Source organism: Rhizobium sp. P43, from assembly GCF_056730705.1.
The window spans coordinates 3,713,240-3,731,748 of sequence record NZ_CM161539.1; the positions used below are offsets into that span (position 1 = coordinate 3,713,240).

The window sequence follows — 18,509 nt, forward strand, 5'->3', positions numbered from 1 at the left end:
GCCGTCAGGCGGCGTCGAGGGTTTCGACCACCATGTTGTTGTTGGTGTAGACGCAGATCTCGCCGGCGATGGTCAGGGCGCGCGTGGCGATCTCCTCAGCCGAGCGATCGCTGTCCATCAGCGCGCGCGCAGCCGCATAGGCGTAGTTCCCGCCGGAGCCGATCGCGATCGCGCCATGCTCGGGCTCCAGCACGTCGCCATTGCCAGTGATTGCCAGCGTGATCGACTTGTCGGCGACGAGCATCATGGCTTCGAGATTGCGCAGATACTTGTCGGTGCGCCAGTCCTTGGCGAGCTCCACGGCTGCGCGCATCAGCTGGCCGGGATATTGCTCGAGCTTCTTTTCGAGACGATCAAGCAGCGTGAAGGCATCGGCCGTTGCGCCGGCAAAGCCTGCAATCACGTCGCCGCCCTTGCCGATGCGGCGGACCTTGCGGGCATTGCCCTTCATCACGGTCTGGCCGAGGCTGACCTGTCCGTCACCGGCCATCACCACCTTGCCGTCCTTGCGCACGGTAATAATCGTTGTCATCAGTCACCTGTCACCCGTCTTGCAGGCCTTGTGGAGCGGGCTGTGAGGCCCGGTTTGTCGGTTCCTATGTAAGTGGGGTTTCGGCGATTGCAATCTGCGGCAAAAGCTCCGACGCCGCCTTGCGGCAGCGCAATGTAACTTCTGGATATTTCACCGCCCTGCTGTTATGGGAGGGCCGAGATCCTCATGGAGCAGCCAGATGGCAGAGCGTAAAGGCGAAGTTTCCCGCAAGACCAACGAAACCTCGGTCTCGGTTTCCGTCCATATCGACGGCACCGGCACGGGCAAGATTTCGACGGGCGTGGGCTTCTTCGACCATATGCTCGACCAGCTCTGCCGCCACTCGCTGATCGACATGGACATCGATGTGAAGGGCGACCTGCATATCGACGATCACCACACCGTCGAGGACACGGGCATTGCGCTCGGCCAGGCGATTTCCAAGGCGCTCGGCGACCGCAAGGGCATCACGCGCTATGCCTCGATAGACCTTGCCATGGACGAGACGATGACGAAGGCGGCGATCGACGTCTCAGGCCGTCCCTTCCTGGTCTGGAACGTCAATTTCAGCGCGCCGAAAATCGGCACCTTCGACACCGAACTGGTGCGCGAATTCTTCCAGGCTTTCGCCCAGAACGCCGGGATCACGCTGCATGTGCTGAACCATTACGGCGCGAACAACCATCATATTGCCGAGACCTGCTTCAAGGCGGTCGCGCGCGCACTTCGGACGGCAACCGAAGTCGATCCGCGGCAGGCAAACCGTATCCCCTCCACCAAGGGCACCCTGGTTTAAGGGGCATCTTCCCTCACGGGGGAACTGCCACCTTGCTCCGGCTCGGACGTTGAAGCCGAACCGTCGAGCAGAAAGGACTGGACAACATGCGTGTAGCTATCATCGACTATGGCTCGGGCAATCTGCGCTCGGCCACCAAGGCCTTTGAACGGGCCGCCCGCGAGGCCGGCCTTAACGCCGAGATCGAACTCACCGACAAGGCAGAGCGGGTCGCGACTGCCGACCGGATCGTTCTTCCGGGTGTCGGCGCCTATGCCGACTGCCGCAGCGGACTGGATGCGGTCCCCGGCATGCATGGCGCGATCGCTGATGTTGTCGAGAAGAAGGGCCGCCCCTTTTTCGGCATTTGCGTCGGCATGCAGCTGATGTCGTCGCGTGGTCTCGAGAAGACCGTGACCGACGGCTTCGGCTGGATCGAAGGCGACGTGGTCGAAATGACGCCGTCCGATCCCTCCCTCAAGATCCCGCAGATCGGCTGGAACACACTGACACTCAACCGACCGCATCCGCTATTCGAGGGCATTCCGACCGGACCGGACGGGCTTCACGCCTATTTCGTGCATTCCTATCATCTGGCCGCACGCAACCCGACGGAGGTGATCGCGACGACCGATTACGGTGGCGCAATGACCGCGTTTGTCGGGCGCGACAACATGGTGGGTGCGCAATTCCATCCCGAGAAGAGCCAGGCACTCGGCCTGAAGCTCATCGCCAATTTCCTGACTTGGACGCCCTGAAGGGCACGGATACACTCATGATCCTCTTTCCCGCCATCGACCTCAAGGACGGCCAGTGCGTTCGCCTCAAGCTGGGCGATATGGAGCAGGCGACCGTCTACAATCCCGATCCGGCCGCACAGGCCCGCGCCTTCGAAGACCAGGGCTTTGAATGGCTGCACGTGGTCGACTTGAACGGTGCCTTTGCCGGTGAAAGCGTCAATGGCGCTGCCGTCGATGCGATCCTGAAGGCGACGAAGAACCCGGTGCAGCTGGGTGGCGGTATCCGGACGCTGGACCATATCGAGAGCTGGCTGTCGCGCGGGCTGTCACGCGTTATCCTCGGTACGGTTGCCGTGCGTGATCCGGCGCTTGTCATCGAAGCCTGCAAGCGCTTTCCGGGCAAGGTCGCCGTCGGCATCGACGCCAAGGGCGGCAAGGTTGCGGTCGAAGGCTGGGCGGAAGCCTCCGAACTCGGCGTGATCGAACTTGCGCAGCGTTTCGAAGGCGCTGGTGTGGCTGCCATCATCTATACCGATATCGACCGCGACGGGATCCTGACCGGCATCAACTGGGCATCGACGCTGGAACTGGCCCAAGCCGTTTCAATCCCGGTGATTGCGTCGGGCGGTCTCGCTTCGATCGAGGACATCAAGCGCATGCTGGAACCGGATGCGAGGAAGCTTGAAGGGGCGATTTCCGGTCGCGCGCTTTATGATGGGCGGATCGACCCCGCAGAGGCGCTGGCGCTGATCAAGGCTGCGAGAGGCTGAGGACAAGACCATGACACTCAAGGCCCGCGTGATCCCCTGCCTCGACGTCAAGGACGGCCGCGTCGTCAAGGGCGTCAACTTCGTCGATCTCATCGATGCCGGTGACCCGGTCGAGGCTGCCAAGGCCTATGACGCCGCCGGCGCTGACGAGCTCTGCTTCCTCGATATCACCGCGTCCTCGGACAATCGCGACACGATCTTCGATGTGGTTGCGCAGACGGCCGACCATTGTTTCATGCCGTTGACGGTCGGCGGTGGTGTTCGCGCCGTCGCCGATATCCGCAAGCTTCTGCTTTGCGGCGCCGACAAGGTGTCGATCAATTCGGCAGCGGTGAAGAACCCCGATTTCGTCGCGGAAGCCGCCGATAAGTTCGGCAATCAGTGCATCGTCGTCTCGATCGATGCGAAGAAGGTTTCAGCCGTCGGCGAAGCGGATCGCTGGGAGATCTTCACCCATGGCGGACGCCAGCCGACCGGGATCGATGCCGTGGAATTCGCGATCAAGATGGTCGAGCGCGGGGCCGGCGAACTGTTGGTGACCTCAATGGACCGGGACGGCACCAAAAGCGGCTATGACATCGGCCTCACCCGCACCATCGCCGACAGTGTCCGCGTGCCCGTCATTGCCTCCGGCGGTGTCGGCACTCTCGACGATCTGGTCGCAGGCATTCGCGATGGGCATGCGACTGCTGTTCTTGCCGCTTCGATCTTCCACTTCGGCACCTATTCGATTGCAGAGGCCAAGGCCCATATGGCCAAAGCCGGCATCGCCATGCGTCTCGACTGACGCGGAAAGGCTTGTCATGAGCAATTTCACCCTGGCCGATCTGGAAGCCATTGTCGCGAGCCGCGCTGAGGCGGATCCGAGCCAGTCCTGGACGGCGAAACTCGTCGCAGGTGGACAGGGCAAGGCGGCGAAGAAGCTCGGAGAAGAGGCCATCGAAGCTGTCATGGCTGCGGTGAAGGACGACCGCGAGAACCTCGTCTACGAGAGCGCAGACCTGCTCTATCACCTGATGGTCGTATTGAAAATTGCGGACATCCCTTTACAAGCAGTGATGCAGGAACTTGAGCGTCGGACCGCTCAGACGGGCCTGAATGAGAAGGCCAGTCGGCAGGATCCATGACGATAGCTATGCGGGACCCCGAAACGCCAGACGTCCTCGACCATTTCCAGGCGAACGGCTATTCCCCCTACCTGTTCTTCGACAGCGAGGAATGGGCGCATTTCCGCGCCGATACGCCGCTGACATTAACGGCCGACGAAGTGCACCGGCTGCGCTCGATCGACGACCCGATCGATCTCGACGAAGTTCGCCGGATCTATCTTTCGTTGTCGCGCCTGTTGTCGTCGCATGTCGAGTCGTCGCAGCTCTTGTTCGAGCAGCGCAACCGCTTCTTGAGCATGTCGGATGTCTTCAAGACGCCGTTCGTGATCGGCATTGCCGGATCGGTGGCGGTCGGCAAGTCGACGACGGCGCGTATTCTGAAGGAACTGCTGGCCCGCTGGCCCTCCAGCCCGAAGGTCGATCTCGTGACGACCGACGGCTTCCTTTACCCGAATACCCATCTGGTGAAGAACGGCATCCTGAACCGCAAGGGCTTCCCGGAAAGCTATGACATCGGGGCGCTCCTGCGCTTCCTGTCGGCGATCAAGGCCGGGCTGCCCAACGTCAAGGCGCCCAGCTATTCGCACCTGACCTATGACGTGTTGCCAAACGAGCACCGGGTGATCGACAGGCCTGATATCCTGATCTTCGAAGGGATCAACGTCCTGCAGTCGCGCAATCTGCCGGCCGACGGCAAGATCGTGCCGATGGTCTCCGACTTCTTCGACTTCTCGATCTATATCGACGCGGACGAGAACGCGATCCATCGGTGGTATGTCGATCGCTTCATGAAGCTCAGGCAGACGGCATTCCGCGATCCCAATTCCTACTTCCATCGCTATGCGACGATCAGCGAGGACGAGGCCAAGGAGATCGCCGAGGGGCTCTGGGCGAATATCAACCTGAAGAACCTCAGGGAAAACATCCTGCCGACCCGCCCGCGCGCCGATCTCATCCTGCGCAAGGGTGACAACCACCTCGTCGAGACGGTGGCGCTCAGAAAACTGTAGGCGATAGATCGTCGGCTATGGATTGACGCGGCGGAGCGTCAGGTTGATGCGTCCGCTAGCCTTGAGCAGCGTTGACGTGCCGGGATAGATCCGGTCGACACCATGGAAACACAGACGTCCTTCGCCGCCGAGAAGGAAGACATCGCCGCTTTCCAGTTTCAGGGATTTGGTGCCATCCGTCCGCGCCAGTCCTCCGATACGAAAGAGGCACGTGTTGCCGAGCGAGATCGAGAGCACCGGAGCGGAGAAGTCCGCCTCATCGCGGTCCTGGTGCAGGCCCATCTTAGCGTCATCGGTATAGAAATTGACGAGGCATGCTTCGGGATCTCTAGGATGGCCCGATAGCTCCCGCCAGAGATCGAGCAGTACTTCGGGGATATCGGGCCAGGGCTTGCCGGTGACCGGATGGGTCGGCTGATACCGATAGCCGCGCTCCTTGTCCGTCACCCAACCCAGCGGGCCGCAATTCGTCATGCGCACCGACATCGGACGACCAGAGCCGGGCATCACGGGCACATAAAGCGGCGCCTCGGCGACCACGCCACGGATGATTTCGACGAGGTTCTCCTGCTCTGGACGCGACAGACGGCCCGGTAGGTAGCGAAGACCTGATTGGAGGCTGATCTCGGCTGTCGCTCCCGCCACGGTCAATCTCCCGCCGGCTTGCCGCGCATCTTCTTCACATCCGAGCGGCCGGACTTTTCCTTGAGGCGACGTTCAATAGAGCCCTTGGTCGGCCTGGTCTTCTTGCGGGGCGGCGGTGGTGGCTTGGCCGCTTCGAGAAGCAGCTCCTTGAGGCGCTCGCGCGCGTCTTCGCGATTGCGGTCCTGGCTGCGGAAGCGGCTCGCCTCGATCATCAGCACACCTTCTTTCGACAGGCGCTTGCCGGCGAGCTTCGCGGCGTTCTGCTTTACCCTGTCGTTGAGCGAGGGCGATCCAAGCAGGTTGAAGAAGAGCTGGACGGCCGTCGAGACCTTGTTGACGTTCTGACCACCCGGGCCGCCGGCCAGAACGAACTGCTCCGTCAGCTCCCAGCCGGCGATCGTGATGCGGTTGTTGATCTCGAGGGGTTCGCTTGCCATGTCGTCGGTCTCTTTCTCGGCTTCCATATCGGCCGCAAAGACTACAAAGGCAAGCCGGAAGCAGAAGAGGCCCGGCAAACATGCCGAGCCTCTTCGTAGTCGTCAAATCAACACATCACTCGGCAGCGAGGCGAATGCCGGGAGCCGCGTCGCGGACCTTGCCGTCGACATGGGCTTCGAACTTGGCGAAGTTGTCGATGAACATGCCGACCAGCTTCTTGGCCTGGGCGTCGTAGGCCACGCCATCGGCCCAGGTCGAACGCGGATCGAGGATCTTCGTGTCAACGCCGGCGACAGCGACCGGAACGGCGAAGCCGAAGTTCGCATCGGTGCGCATCTCGACCTTCTTCAGCTCGCCGGTCAGAGCGGCAGTGAGAAGCGCGCGCGTTGCCTTGATCGGCATGCGGTTGCCGGTGCCGTAGGCGCCACCGGTCCAGCCGGTATTGACCAGCCAGCAGTCGACCTTGTGGCGGGCGATCAGGTCACGCAGCAGGTTGCCGTATTCGGTCGGATGGCGTGGCATGAAAGGTGCGCCGAAGCAGGTCGAGAAGGTGGCTTCCGGTTCGGTCACGCCCTTTTCCGTGCCGGCGACCTTGGCTGTGTAGCCGGACAGGAAATGGTACATGGCCTGTTCCGGCGTCAGCTTGGCGATCGGCGGCAGGACACCGAAGGCATCGGCCGTCAGCATGATGATCGTCTTCGGATGCGGGGCGATGCCGGTCTCCGAAGCATTCGGAATGAAATGCAGCGGGTAGGCGCAGCGGGTGTTTTCCGTCAGCGAACCATCGTTGAAGTCTGGAACGCGGTTCTCGTCCAGAATGACGTTTTCGAGCACGGTGCCGAAGCGCTTGGTCGTGGCAAAAATTTCCGGTTCGGCTTCGGCTGAAAGACGGATGGTCTTGGCGTAGCAACCACCTTCGAAGTTGAAGATGCCGTTTTCGCCCCAGCCATGCTCATCGTCGCCGATGAGCGTCCGGCTTGGATCGGCCGACAGCGTCGTCTTGCCGGTGCCGGAAAGGCCGAAGAAGACTGCGGCGTCACCCTCGGGGCCGACATTGGCGGAGCAATGCATCGGCATGACGCCCTTCGACGGCAGCAGGTAGTTGAGGACGGTGAAGACCGACTTCTTCATCTCGCCGGCATAGGACGTGCCGCCGATCAGGACGATGCCCTTGGTCAGGTCGCAGGCGATGACAGTTTCGGTGCGGCAACCGTGGCGCGCCGGATCGGCACGGAAGCTCGGCAGGTCGATGATCGTCAGCTTCGGCAGGAAGCCCTGCAGGGCGTCACGCTCCGGGCGGATCAGCAGATTGCGGATGAAGAGCGAATGCCAGGCGAATTCGGTCACGACACGGGTCGGAAGCGCGTTGTCGGCATCGGCACCGCCGATCAGGTCCTGAACGAAGAGATCCTTGCCTGCAGCATGAGCCAGCATGTCCTGATGCAGCACCGCGAAATGCTCCGGCGACATCGGCTTGTTGTTGTCCCACCAGATCTGCCCGTCGGTCTTCGCATCGCGAACGACGAACTTGTCCTTGGCAGAGCGACCCGTGTGCTGGCCGGTCAGCGCACGCAATGCGCCGTCAGCCGTCAGTTCGGCCTCTCCCCGGCGGATGGCTTCCTCATAAAGGGCAGCCTCCAGGAGATTGTAGCGAACGCTGGCGGCTTTTCCCAAACCGATTTCCGCGATCCCCGCAGCCGGGTTCCTCACGCCGAATTCCTCCATGGTGCGCCTTCCTCTCACATGGGCCAGAACCTTGAATGAGGGAAAACTAAACGGTGAAGGCTGGAAACGCAAGGCGTCGCGCCAAAAAATATAATGATATCAATTATTTAATCGATTTAAAACGGAAAATGACTATTTTAAATCGTTTAGTTCTGCTTCCATTCCGCCGTTCTCGCACACTGCTTGCGACAGAAATCTGCGGTTGAACCGCGAATGACGAAGCGCTCCCCTTCCCCTCTGCCACAATTTGTTCCACCTTTATCCCCATATCGCACTGCCATGGAACCAGAGCTGGGCTGGACGAACCAGGAGCAGCGCAACGATGACGGAGACGTACACAATGCAGACGATCGCCCTCGTGGATGACGACCGCAACATTCTGACTTCGGTGTCCATCGCGCTCGAAGCGGAAGGCTACAAGGTCGAAACCTACACCGATGGCGCTTCCGCACTCGACGGTCTTCTGGCCCGTCCGCCGCAGCTTGCCATTTTCGACATCAAGATGCCGCGTATGGACGGGATGGAGCTTTTGCGCCGCCTGCGGCAGAAATCCGATCTGCCGGTGATCTTCCTGACGTCCAAGGACGAGGAGATCGACGAGCTCTTCGGCCTGAAGATGGGCGCCGACGACTTCATCACCAAGCCCTTCTCGCAGCGCCTGCTGGTGGAGCGCGTCAAAGCGATCCTGCGCCGTTCGGCAAGTCGGGAGAGCTTTGCAGCCGGTAACGGCCCCGCCAAGGGAAGCCCCGAACAGCAGGCTCGTACGCTCGAGCGCGGCCAGCTGGTCATGGACCAGGAGCGCCATACCTGCACCTGGAAGGGTGATCCGGTGACGCTGACCGTGACCGAATTCCTGATCCTGCAGTCGCTGGCGCAGCGCCCGGGCGTGGTGAAGAGCCGTGACGCCCTGATGGATGCCGCCTATGACGAGCAGGTCTATGTCGACGACCGTACGATCGACAGCCACATCAAGCGGCTGCGCAAGAAGTTCAAGATGGTCGATACGGACTTCGACATGATTGAAACCCTTTACGGTGTGGGCTACCGCTTCCGCGAAGCAGCGTGAGGTTCTGCGGGCATCGTTCGCAGGCGGCACCTGATGAACGGGCTCGTTGGCGAAAGGCAAAGGTTTGACCCAGCAGGTTGACGAGGGACATCTGGAGGAGCCGGATACCGGCTCCGAACAGCGTCGGCTGTTCAGCCACCCGTTCACGCTGATCCGTCGGATCTTCGGTCACGCCCTGTTTTCCAGCCTGACGCGCCGAATCGTCTTCTTTAACCTCGCCGCACTGATCGTTCTGGTCGGCGGCATCATGTATCTCAATCAGTTTCGCGAGGGGCTGATCGACGCGCGTGTCGAAAGCCTTCTGACCCAGGGCGAGATCATCGCGGCCGCCGTCTCCGCCTCGGCTTCGGTCGATACCAACTCGATCACCATCGATCCCGAAAAGCTGCTGGAACTGCAGGCCGGCCAGAGCATCACCCCTGTTCCGAACGATGAAGATCTGGAGTTTCCGATCAACCCGGAACGGGTGGCACCGGTGCTTCGGCGCCTGATCTCGCCGACGCGCATTCGTGCCCGGCTATTCGATGCGGATGCCAACCTGCTGCTTGATTCGCGGCATCTCTATTCGCGCGGACAGGTGCTGCGTTTCGACCTGCCGCCCGTCGACAATGACTCGACCAGCTTTACCGACTGGATCACCCGTCTGTTCAACACCATCCTCCAGCCCGGCAATCTGCCCGTCTACCGCGAGGCTCCCGGTGGCGATGGCTCGATCTATCCGGAGGTCATGAACGCGCTGACCGGCGTTCGCGGCGCCGTGGTGCGCGTGACCGATCAGGGGGAGCTGATCGTCTCGGTCGCGGTGCCCGTGCAACGCTCGCGCGCCGTCCTCGGCGTTCTCCTGCTGTCGACCCAGGCCGGCGACATCGACAAGATCGTGCATGCGGAGCGTCTCGCGATCCTGCGCGTCTTCGGCGTGGCGACACTCGTCAATATCGTCGTGTCGCTGCTCTTGTCCTCGACGATTGCCAATCCGCTGCGCCGGCTTTCGGCTGCAGCCATTCGCGTGCGTCGGGGCGCCAAGGAGCGCGAGGAGATTCCGGATTTCTCCGTTCGTCAGGACGAGATCGGCAATCTCTCGATTGCGCTGCGCGAGATGACGACGGCGCTATACGACCGGATCGATGCGATCGAAAGCTTCGCGGCCGATGTAAGCCACGAGTTGAAAAACCCGCTGACCTCACTCAGATCGGCTGTCGAGACGCTGCCGCTGGCCAAGACCGATCAGTCGCGGCAGCGGCTGATGGACATCATCCAGCACGATGTCCGAAGACTCGACCGCCTGATCAGCGACATCTCGGACGCATCGCGTCTGGACGCGGAGCTGGCGCGCTCGGACGCGAAGCCGGTCGACCTCCAAGTGCTGGTCGCAAGCCTCGTCGATATCTCGCGCGAAATCCGCAGCGGCAAGAAAGCGGTGAAGATCGATTATGTGATCGATCAGAAGCCCGGAGCAAACCAGCAGTTCGTCGTCACCGGCCATGATCTGCGCCTGGGTCAGATCGTGACCAACCTCATCGAGAACGCCCGCTCTTTCGTGCCGGAAGACAGCGGCCGGATATTGGTCAAGTTGTCACGCAACCGGAGCCGCTGTCTGATCCAGGTGGAGGACAACGGTCCGGGCATCCAGGCGGAAGACATCGACCGCATCTTCGAGCGCTTCTATACCGACCGTCCCGAGGGCGAAAGTTTCGGCCAGAATTCGGGCCTTGGTCTGTCGATCAGCCGGCAGATCGCCGAAGCCCATGGGGGGACGCTGAGGGCGGAGAATGTCATGGATGCGGCAACCGGCCGCATCACCGGCGCTCGGTTCATTCTGTCGCTGCCGGTGGAAAGCTCCACGTGACGGCCCGGGCCGACAACATTCATGCGACAGCCATCGCCGTCGACGGCATCGGCCTTCTCTTTCTCGGTCCGTCGGGCAGCGGCAAATCGGCACTTGCCTTCGATTGTCTGGCCGAGGCGCGGTTGGCCGGACGGACGGCCGCCCTGGTGTCCGACGACCGTGTTCTCGTTTCCCGTGAAAACGGCCTGATCATCGCCCGTGGACCGCAGGCAATCCGCGGCCTTATCGAGCTTCGCTATACCGGGATCGTCAGCGTCGATCCTGTCGAGGAAGCAGTGCTGCACTATGCGGTGCAGCTCGTGTCCGGAGATGAAAAGGAGCGTCTTCCGCCGGATGACGAGCATGTGGAGATCGCCGCAGGTCTCCGTCTTCCCCTGATCCGGGTTCCCCCATGGAGCCGGTTTCCGCTCAGCCTCATCTTTGCGCGCATTCGCAGCCTTGCTGCAAAGGGCTGATTTACACGCTGTTTTGGCTTGCACTTCGCGCTTTGATCGACAAGATGGCGTCCAATTGATGGACGAAACGCCAATCTTGAGCTATTTGGCAAGAGTTGCGCGAAGGGGCAGTAGAGAATGATCGGACTTGTGCTTGTCACGCATGGCAAGCTGGCTGAAGAGTTCCACCATGCGGTGGTTCATGTCGTAGGCCCACAAAAATGTATCGAGACCGTTTCGATCGGCCCCGAAGATGACATGGACCAGCGTCGTCAGGATATCCTTGATGCCGTGCTGCGCGCCGACGATGGCCATGGCGTGATCATCCTGACCGACATGTTCGGTGGAACGCCGTCGAACCTCGCGATCTCCGTGATGAATACCGGTCGCATCGAAGTGATCGCAGGCGTCAATCTGCCGATGCTGATCAAGCTCGCCGGTGTTCGGGGTGACAACGACATGGATCGCGCCCTTGTCGAGGCGTCGGAGGCCGGCCGCAAGTATATCAATGTTGCAAGCCGCGTTTTGAGCGGCAAATGACGACAATGGCCGAAGCGATTTCCCAGGACCTCCTGATCATCAACAAGCGCGGGCTCCATGCGCGCGCATCCGCAAAATTCGTGCAGACTGTCAGCGGGTTCGACGCCGTCGTCAGCGTGTCGAAGGACGGCACCACGGTGGGCGGCACCTCCATCATGGGCCTGATGATGCTCGCCGCCAGCCCGGGCTGCTCGATTTCCGTGACAGCCTCAGGCAATCAGGCGCAGGCCGTGATGGAAGCGCTTGCGGCTCTGGTGGCCGATCGTTTCGGTGAAGAGATGTAAAGCATCGCGACATAAAGACATAAAGACTTCTTTATGTCAGATTGCGTTTGCTGCCATTCCCTGCTAGAAGATCCCCAGCCCTGCAGCCCTGACTGCGGGAGAGCCAGTTAGTCCGTCCGCCATGAGATGCGGATCGGGTCGGATCCAGCCGGAGAATCCCATGAGCAAACATGACTACGTGATCGCCGATATCGGTCTTGCCGATTTCGGCCGCAAGGAAATCAGCATCGCTGAAACCGAAATGCCGGGCCTGATGGCCTGCCGTGAAGAATTCGGCGCCAGCAAGCCGCTGAAGGGCGCGCGCATCACCGGCTCGCTGCACATGACGATCCAGACTGCGGTTCTCATCGAAACCCTCGTTGCTCTCGGTGCCGAAGTTCGCTGGGCGTCCTGCAACATCTTCTCGACGCAGGACCACGCTGCCGCTGCGATCGCAGCTGCCGGCATCCCGGTCTTTGCCGTCAAGGGTGAAACGCTCACCGACTACTGGGACTACACTGACAAGATCTTCCAGTGGGCCGATGGCGGCGTCTCCAACATGATCCTTGATGATGGTGGCGACGCCACCATGTACATCCTGCTCGGCGCCCGCGCCGAAGCCGGCGAAGATGTCCTTTCCAATCCGCAGTCGGAAGAAGAAGAGATCCTCGTCGCACAGATCAAGAAGCGCCTTGCCGCTTCGCCGGGCTGGTTCACCAAGCAGCGCGATGCGATCAAGGGCGTCACCGAAGAAACCACCACCGGCGTTCACCGTCTCTATGAACTCGCCAAGAAGGGCCTCCTCCCCTTCCCGGCCATCAACGTCAACGACTCGGTCACCAAGTCGAAGTTCGACAACAAGTATGGCTGCAAGGAATCGCTGGTCGACGGTATCCGTCGCGGCACCGACGTGATGATGGCCGGCAAGGTTGCCGTCGTCTGCGGTTACGGCGATGTTGGCAAGGGCTCTGCCGCCTCGCTGCGCGGCGCCGGCGCTCGCGTCAAGGTCACGGAAGTCGACCCGATCTGCGCCCTGCAGGCTGCCATGGACGGTTTTGAAGTCGTCACGCTCGAGGACGTCGTCTCCTCGGCCGACATCTTCATCACCACAACCGGCAACAAGGACGTCATCCGCATCGACCACATGCGCGAGATGAAGGACATGGCGATCGTTGGCAATATCGGTCACTTCGACAACGAGATCCAGGTTGCTGCTCTCCGGAACCTGAAGTGGACCAACATCAAGCCGCAGGTCGACATGATCGAGTTCCCGAAGGGCAACCGCATGATCCTGCTGTCGGAAGGCCGTCTCCTGAACCTCGGCAACGCCACGGGTCATCCGTCCTTCGTGATGTCCGCCTCGTTCACCAACCAGGTTCTCGGCCAGATCGAGCTCTTCACCAAGACCGAGGAATACAAGCCGGGCGTTTATGTCCTGCCGAAGCACCTCGACGAAAAGGTCGCCCGACTGCACCTCGAAAAGCTCGGCGTGAAGCTGACGACGCTTTCGGACGAACAGGCCGCCTATATCGGCGTGACGCCGCAGGGTCCGTTCAAGGCAGAACACTACCGCTATTAAAATATGGCTGGATAATATCTACATCTAGTAGGCGGCGCCTTGACAAAGGCGCCGCTTTCTTTTTTGGGGCCCGGCCTTCCCGACCCATTCCATCGGCGGTATTGTTTTAGGACTTGATTCGTGGACTGCACGAGCGGTCCGCGAATACGGATGTCTTGTCGACGATGCGGCACATAATGAGACGGAGACAGACCGAGAATGTCGGTAGATCAACGCGCCCCGCGTCAGCGGGATACGGCTATGACGGCCGGTTTTTCGAGCCTCTGGCGGCCAGTTTCTGAACAGAAATACGGGATGCTCCTAAAGCTGACCCGTCGTCCCGTCCTGGCGGCGAAACACCGCCTGCTGGCCGGTGGAAGCGCGCTCGCCGGCTTCTTGATCCCAGGCCTCGCCCATGCGCAGGCCGTGCGTGACTTCGACAGCGTCGACGTTGCCGGCTATGCCGTTCTTCTTGGCTCGGTCTCCGCCGCACTGATCTTTGCAGCCGTCCTGCTGCGCCAGCGCAACAAGCTTGATGTCGAGATCCGCGAATTGCGGTCCGCCTTCTCTGACAGTCAGCAGAAGATTTCCCGTTATCAGACGCTGATCGCCGACAAGAACCGTCGTACCGTGATCTGGGAAGGCCATAACGGCAAAGCCGAACTGCTCGGCCAGCTTCCTGCGGAAACGGGCGCGCCTCAGCAGGATCCGGATTTCCTAGCCTTTGGACGCTGGCTCAAACCCCATTCGGCGAGTGAAGTCGAGCGTGCCATCGAGGCACTTCGTCTCAATGCCCAATCCTTCGACCTGGTGGTTGAAACCCAGCGTGGGGAGGTCCTCGAAGTCCAGGGCAAGCTCTATGGCGGCCGCGCCTATGCGCATTTCCTCGCTCTGGACAATCTCCGGGCCGAACTCGCCGAGCTGAAGATCGAGCGGAACCGTCTGCGCAGCTCCATCGCGACCTTCGAATCGCTGCTGGATTCGATCGAGCAGCCCGTCTGGCAGCGGGACAGCGACGGACGCCTCGTCTGGGTCAATCAGGCCTATAGCGATGCCGTCGAGGCCTCCTCGCCGCAGCAGGCTGTCCAGGAAGGGCGCGAGATCCTGGGCACCCTCACCCGCGAGAAGATCAAGGCGTCGGCCACGCCGGAATCTCCGTTCCATGATACGGTTTCAACTGCGGTTCGTGGCGCGCGCACCTTCTTTGACGTGGTCGATGTTCGCGGCCCCGGTGGGTCCTGTGGTATGGCGATCGATGTCTCCTCGTCCGAAACGCTCCGCGAAGAACTTGCCCGGACCCTTAAGAGCCATGCCGACACGCTCGATCATCTGGCGACCCCGGTTGCGATCTTCGATTCGGAGCGCCGGCTGCAGTTCTACAATCAGGCCTTTGCGCAGCTCTGGGACCTGGAGACCAAGTTCCTGGAAAGCCGTCCCGATCATGCCGAGCTGCTCGACCGGCTGCGCGCCGCACACAAGCTGCCCGAGCAGCTGAGCTGGAAGGCCTGGAAGGAAAACTGCCTTTCGGTCTACCGGGCGCTGGAAACCCAGACGGATCTCTGGCACCTGCCCAACGGACAGACGCTGCGCGTGATTGCCTCCGCACACCCGCAGGGCGGCGCGACCTGGGTCTTCGAAAACCTCACGGAACAGTTCAATCTGGAGACCCGCTATAATACGCTGGTTCAGGTTCAGGGTGAGACGATCGATCACCTGTCCGAAGGCGTTGCCGTCTTCGGTCCCGATGGCCGGATCCAGCTGTCCAACCCGGCGTTCCGTGCACTCTGGGGGATCTCCGAGGCCGAGGCTGCCGTTGGCACCCATATCCGCTCGCTCGAAGCCGCCTGTGCGTCCTCCTATGACAAGCCGGATGGCTGGAAAGCCTTCGGCAAGATGATCACCAGTTTCGAGGACGAACGGCCGTCGAGCCAGGGCACGCTCGAACTCTATTCCGGCCTTGTTCTCGACTATGCGGTGACACCGCTACCCAACGCCCAGACCATGCTGACCTTCGTCAACATGACCGACAGCGTACGTGCCGAACGGGCGCTGAAGGAAAAGAACGAGGCGCTGCGCAAGGCAGACGAGCTCAAAAACGATTTCGTCCAGCACGTGTCCTACGAACTACGTTCGCCGCTCACCAATATCATCGGCTTCACCGATCTCCTGAAGACCCCGGCGATCGGGCCGCTCAACGAGCGCCAGGCGGAGTATATCGACCACATCTCGACCTCGTCCTCGGTGCTGCTGACCATCGTCAACGACATTCTCGATCTCGCGACCGTCGATGCCGGCATCATGCAGCTCGACTATTCCGAGATCGATCTGAGCGACCTGCTCGATGACGTCTCGATGCAGATGACGGATCGGCTGCAGGAAGGTGGCGTGACTCTGGAGATCGCGGCGCCGACGCAGCTGGGCCACCTGATTGCCGACCGACAGCGGCTGAAGCAGATCCTCATCAAGATCCTGACGAATGCCGTGAATTTCGCACCCGAAGGGACTGTCGTCTCGATGAAGTGCTGGCGCGAGACGAACGACTTCGTGTTCTCAGTGAGCGACAGCGGCTGCGGCATGAGCCCAGACCTCGTCTCCTCGGCCTTTGATCGTTTCTCGACAAGTGCCAAGGGCGGGAAGCGCAGTGGGCCCGGCCTTGGGCTCTCGATCGTCCAGAGCTTCGTCAACCTGCACAAGGGTGAGGTGAAGATCGAGAGTGAACAAGGACGGGGGACCACGGTTCACTGCCGCATTCCCAACGCCAGTCTGCCGCAGATGATCGCCGCCGCCGAATGAGCGCCGAGCCGACCCCGCTTGCCATCCACCTTGCCGACGACGTTGCCACGGCGCGTTTCGGCGAGGATTTGCTCCTCGCTCTTCAGGTCGGCGACTGCGTTGCACTTGAGGGGGATCTGGGCGCCGGCAAGTCGACGCTAAGCCGAGCGCTCATCCGAGCTTTGGCTGATGAACCTGATCTGGAAGTTCCAAGCCCGACCTTCACGCTGGTGCAGAACTACGATCTGAGGATACCGGTCGCCCATTTCGATCTCTATCGGCTGTCTGATGCGAGTGAGCTCGACGAACTGGGTCTCGAAGAGGCTTTGGCCGAGGGTATCTGCCTCGTTGAATGGCCTGCCAAGGCCGGTCGCGCGCTGCCGAAGAACCGCATCGAGATCAGCTTCCAGTTCGCATCCGACGGTGGGCGAAACCTCTCCATACAGACTCCTGAGCTGAAGCTGGCGCGACTTCGTCGCGTCATCGAAATTCGCCACTTCCTTGAGGAAAACGACTACGCGGGCGCCCGCAGACGCCATCTGACAGGTGACGCCTCGAACCGCGCCTATGAGCATGTCTATCCGACCGATGGAAGCGCCCGCCTTGTCCTGATGGATGCGCCGAAGCGGCCGAACGGTCCGCCGATCCGCGATGGCAAACCTTACTCGCAGCTCGTGCATCTGGCCGAGGATGTGCGTCCCTTCGTGGCCATCGGACAGGCGCTGCGCGAGCGCGGCTTTGCCGCTCCCGAAGTCCTGGCACAGGATCTCGACGCCGGGCTACTGCTGCTCGAAGATCTCGGTGAAGACGGCGTTCTCGACGCAGAGGCAAAGCCGATCGCCGATCGCTACCGTGCGAGTGTTGCCTGCCTCGCCGCCATTCATGATGCGCCTTTCGATCGGGAGATCGTTATTGCCGGTGGGCATAAACACGTCATACCCGATTTCGATCGTGCGGCGATGAAGTTCGAGGTGGAGCTGCTGCTCGACTGGCATCTGCCCTGGAAACGCAAGGGGCAACAGGCGACAGCGGAAGAGCGGGCAAGCTATCTCGCCATCTGGGACCAGCTGATCGACGAGTTGGCGGGGGCCGACACGTCCATCGTGATGCGTGACTTTCATTCGCCGAACATCATCTGGCGCGAAGACCGCGAAGGACATGACCGGGTCGGCCTCATCGATTTCCAGGACGCAATGATCGGCCCCTCGGCCTATGATCTCGTTTCGCTCGTCCAGGACGCCCGGGTGACGATCGAGCGGCCGCTGATGGATCAGTTGATGACCGACTATCTTTCGGCACGCGCCAGGAAAGCGGATTTCAACGAAGCCGCCTTCCTGAAGAGCTGGGCGATCATGTCGGCGCAGCGCGCCTGCAAGCTGAACGGGCTCTGGGTTCGCCTCAAGGACCGGGACGGCAAGCCGGGCTATATGCGCCATCTTCCCCGCACACTCTGGCACTTGAGCGTCGCTTTCGAACATCCTGTGCTCGCCCCCTTGCGGAACTGGTGCATAGAGGCTGGAATCGAGCTTCCCGAATCACCGGCCTGAGCGAATGATCATCAAGCAAGCCATGGTGCTCGCGGCCGGCCTCGGCACGCGGATGCGCCCCATTACAGAGACAATGCCGAAACCGCTGGTCCGCATCGGGGATAAACCGATGATCGACTATGTGCTCGACGCGCTCGTAGACGCCGGCGTCGAGACCGTTGTCGTCAACGTGCATCACCATGCCGACCAGATGGAGGCTCACCTCGCCACGGAGGCGCGGGCCAAGATCCGCATTTCCGACGAGCGCGAGCGGTTGATGGATTCGGGCGGTGGACTCGCAAAGGGTCTCAAGCTGCTCGACCAGGACCGTCCGGCGCTCGTCATGAATGCCGATCTCTTCTGGGTCGGGGAACGCGATGATGAGCCGAGCAATCTTGTCCGGCTGGCGCAAAAGTTCGATCCCTCCCGAATGGACATGGCGATGCTCTGCGTCGAGCAGGAACGGACCACGGGCCATAACGGCAAGAACGATTTCTCGATGGCGGATGATGGTCGGCTGACCCGCTATGCCTCCGGCGCACCAAACCCGGTCGTCTATGCCGGGGCCTTAGCGCTGATGCCGCATCTCTTCGATGACGCGCCTGCGGGTCCCTTCAACCTCAACATCTATTTCGATCGTGCGATTGCCGCTAATCGGCTGTTCGGCACAGATCTCCATGGACAGTGGCTGACCGTCGGCACACCCGACGCGATCGCGCCTGCCGAAGCCGTGGTCGCCCGATATGGCGGGAGCCGTTGA

Annotated in this window: 19 protein-coding genes; 15 read left to right on the forward strand and 4 right to left on the reverse strand. The window is 61.3% G+C overall.

The annotated features are described in order from the left end of the window. Nucleotides 1–4: 4 nt before the first annotated feature. Complete coding sequence (gene hslV / locus AC1PUL_RS18535; RefSeq protein WP_480465527.1) at nt 5–532, reverse strand: ATP-dependent protease subunit HslV; 528 nt, start codon at nt 530–532, stop codon at nt 5–7. Between the two features lie 199 nt (nt 533–731). Here hslV and hisB point away from each other — a divergent pair, with 199 nt between their 5' ends. The 6 genes from hisB (at nt 732) to coaA (ending at nt 4,936) form a co-directional block, all read left to right on the forward strand. Beyond that, nucleotides 732–1,328 carry an imidazoleglycerol-phosphate dehydratase HisB gene (hisB, locus tag AC1PUL_RS18540; RefSeq protein ID WP_142072251.1) on the forward strand — a complete coding sequence of 199 codons (597 nt, stop codon included), beginning with the start codon at nt 732–734 and terminating at the stop codon, nt 1,326–1,328. Nucleotides 1,329–1,414: 86 nt separating this feature from the next. Further along, nucleotides 1,415–2,065, forward strand: coding sequence for an imidazole glycerol phosphate synthase subunit HisH (hisH, locus tag AC1PUL_RS18545; RefSeq protein ID WP_480465528.1), 651 nt, complete (start codon nt 1,415–1,417; stop codon nt 2,063–2,065). A 17-nt stretch (nt 2,066–2,082) separates the two neighbouring features. Beyond that, nucleotides 2,083–2,817, forward strand: a complete 735-nt coding sequence (gene hisA, locus AC1PUL_RS18550) for a 1-(5-phosphoribosyl)-5-[(5-phosphoribosylamino)methylideneamino]imidazole-4-carboxamide isomerase (RefSeq protein ID WP_480465529.1) — start codon at nt 2,083–2,085, stop codon at nt 2,815–2,817. A 10-nt stretch (nt 2,818–2,827) separates the two neighbouring features. Continuing rightward, entirely contained in the window at nt 2,828–3,604 is a 777-nt protein-coding gene (hisF, locus tag AC1PUL_RS18555; protein ID WP_480465530.1) for an imidazole glycerol phosphate synthase subunit HisF, read from the forward strand. Nucleotides 3,605–3,620: 16 nt separating this feature from the next. Continuing rightward, nucleotides 3,621–3,944, forward strand: coding sequence for a phosphoribosyl-ATP diphosphatase (locus AC1PUL_RS18560; protein ID WP_480465531.1), 324 nt, complete (start codon nt 3,621–3,623; stop codon nt 3,942–3,944). After that, entirely contained in the window at nt 3,941–4,936 is a 996-nt protein-coding gene (gene coaA, locus AC1PUL_RS18565) for a type I pantothenate kinase (protein ID WP_480465532.1), read from the forward strand. The genes AC1PUL_RS18560 and coaA overlap by 4 nt, the downstream gene beginning before the upstream one ends. A gap of 15 nt (nt 4,937–4,951) precedes the next feature. Here coaA and AC1PUL_RS18570 read toward each other — a convergent pair whose 3' ends face one another. The 3 genes from AC1PUL_RS18570 to AC1PUL_RS18580 all read right to left on the reverse strand — a co-directional run bounded on the left by AC1PUL_RS18570 (nt 4,952) and on the right by AC1PUL_RS18580 (nt 7,744). After that, a complete protein-coding gene (locus tag AC1PUL_RS18570) occupies nt 4,952–5,581 on the reverse strand; it encodes an alpha-ketoglutarate-dependent dioxygenase AlkB (RefSeq protein WP_480465533.1) in 630 nt (209 codons plus the stop codon). A 2-nt stretch (nt 5,582–5,583) separates the two neighbouring features. Continuing rightward, the gene (arfB, locus tag AC1PUL_RS18575; RefSeq protein ID WP_480465534.1) at nt 5,584–6,018 is read right to left on the reverse strand and encodes an alternative ribosome rescue aminoacyl-tRNA hydrolase ArfB; all 435 of its coding nucleotides are present in this window, start codon (nt 6,016–6,018) and stop codon (nt 5,584–5,586) included. 115 nt (nt 6,019–6,133) lie between these two features. Next, nucleotides 6,134–7,744 carry a phosphoenolpyruvate carboxykinase gene (locus AC1PUL_RS18580; protein WP_480465535.1) on the reverse strand — a complete coding sequence of 537 codons (1,611 nt, stop codon included), beginning with the start codon at nt 7,742–7,744 and terminating at the stop codon, nt 6,134–6,136. 340 nt (nt 7,745–8,084) lie between these two features. On the opposite strand from AC1PUL_RS18580, the gene AC1PUL_RS18585 reads away from it, so the two are divergent. From AC1PUL_RS18585 to AC1PUL_RS18625, 9 genes are all read left to right on the forward strand, one after another. Beyond that, entirely contained in the window at nt 8,085–8,810 is a 726-nt protein-coding gene (locus tag AC1PUL_RS18585; RefSeq protein ID WP_298463063.1) for a response regulator transcription factor, read from the forward strand. 64 nt (nt 8,811–8,874) lie between these two features. Next, nucleotides 8,875–10,656: a stimulus-sensing domain-containing protein gene (locus tag AC1PUL_RS18590; protein WP_480465536.1), complete on the forward strand. Its 1,782-nt coding sequence runs from the start codon at nt 8,875–8,877 to the stop codon at nt 10,654–10,656. After that, nucleotides 10,653–11,111: an HPr kinase/phosphorylase gene (locus tag AC1PUL_RS18595; protein ID WP_480465537.1), complete on the forward strand. Its 459-nt coding sequence runs from the start codon at nt 10,653–10,655 to the stop codon at nt 11,109–11,111. The genes AC1PUL_RS18590 and AC1PUL_RS18595 overlap by 4 nt, the downstream gene beginning before the upstream one ends. A 117-nt stretch (nt 11,112–11,228) precedes the next feature. Further along, nucleotides 11,229–11,630, forward strand: coding sequence for a PTS sugar transporter subunit IIA (locus tag AC1PUL_RS18600; RefSeq protein WP_298463057.1), 402 nt, complete (start codon nt 11,229–11,231; stop codon nt 11,628–11,630). Further along, nucleotides 11,627–11,914, forward strand: a complete 288-nt coding sequence (locus AC1PUL_RS18605; RefSeq protein WP_480465538.1) for an HPr family phosphocarrier protein — start codon at nt 11,627–11,629, stop codon at nt 11,912–11,914. Before AC1PUL_RS18600 ends, AC1PUL_RS18605 begins: the two co-directional genes overlap by 4 nt. A gap of 160 nt (nt 11,915–12,074) precedes the next feature. Then, nucleotides 12,075–13,472 carry an adenosylhomocysteinase gene (gene ahcY, locus AC1PUL_RS18610; RefSeq protein ID WP_480465539.1) on the forward strand — a complete coding sequence of 466 codons (1,398 nt, stop codon included), beginning with the start codon at nt 12,075–12,077 and terminating at the stop codon, nt 13,470–13,472. Between the two features lie 294 nt (nt 13,473–13,766). Then, nucleotides 13,767–16,244 (forward strand): sensor histidine kinase, encoded by a 2,478-nt coding sequence (locus AC1PUL_RS18615; protein WP_480468630.1) that lies wholly within the window; start codon nt 13,767–13,769, stop codon nt 16,242–16,244. Continuing rightward, nucleotides 16,241–17,770: a tRNA (adenosine(37)-N6)-threonylcarbamoyltransferase complex ATPase subunit type 1 TsaE gene (tsaE, locus tag AC1PUL_RS18620; RefSeq protein ID WP_480465540.1), complete on the forward strand. Its 1,530-nt coding sequence runs from the start codon at nt 16,241–16,243 to the stop codon at nt 17,768–17,770. Before AC1PUL_RS18615 ends, tsaE begins: the two co-directional genes overlap by 4 nt. A 4-nt stretch (nt 17,771–17,774) precedes the next feature. Continuing rightward, nucleotides 17,775–18,509, forward strand: a complete 735-nt coding sequence (locus AC1PUL_RS18625; RefSeq protein WP_480465541.1) for a nucleotidyltransferase family protein — start codon at nt 17,775–17,777, stop codon at nt 18,507–18,509.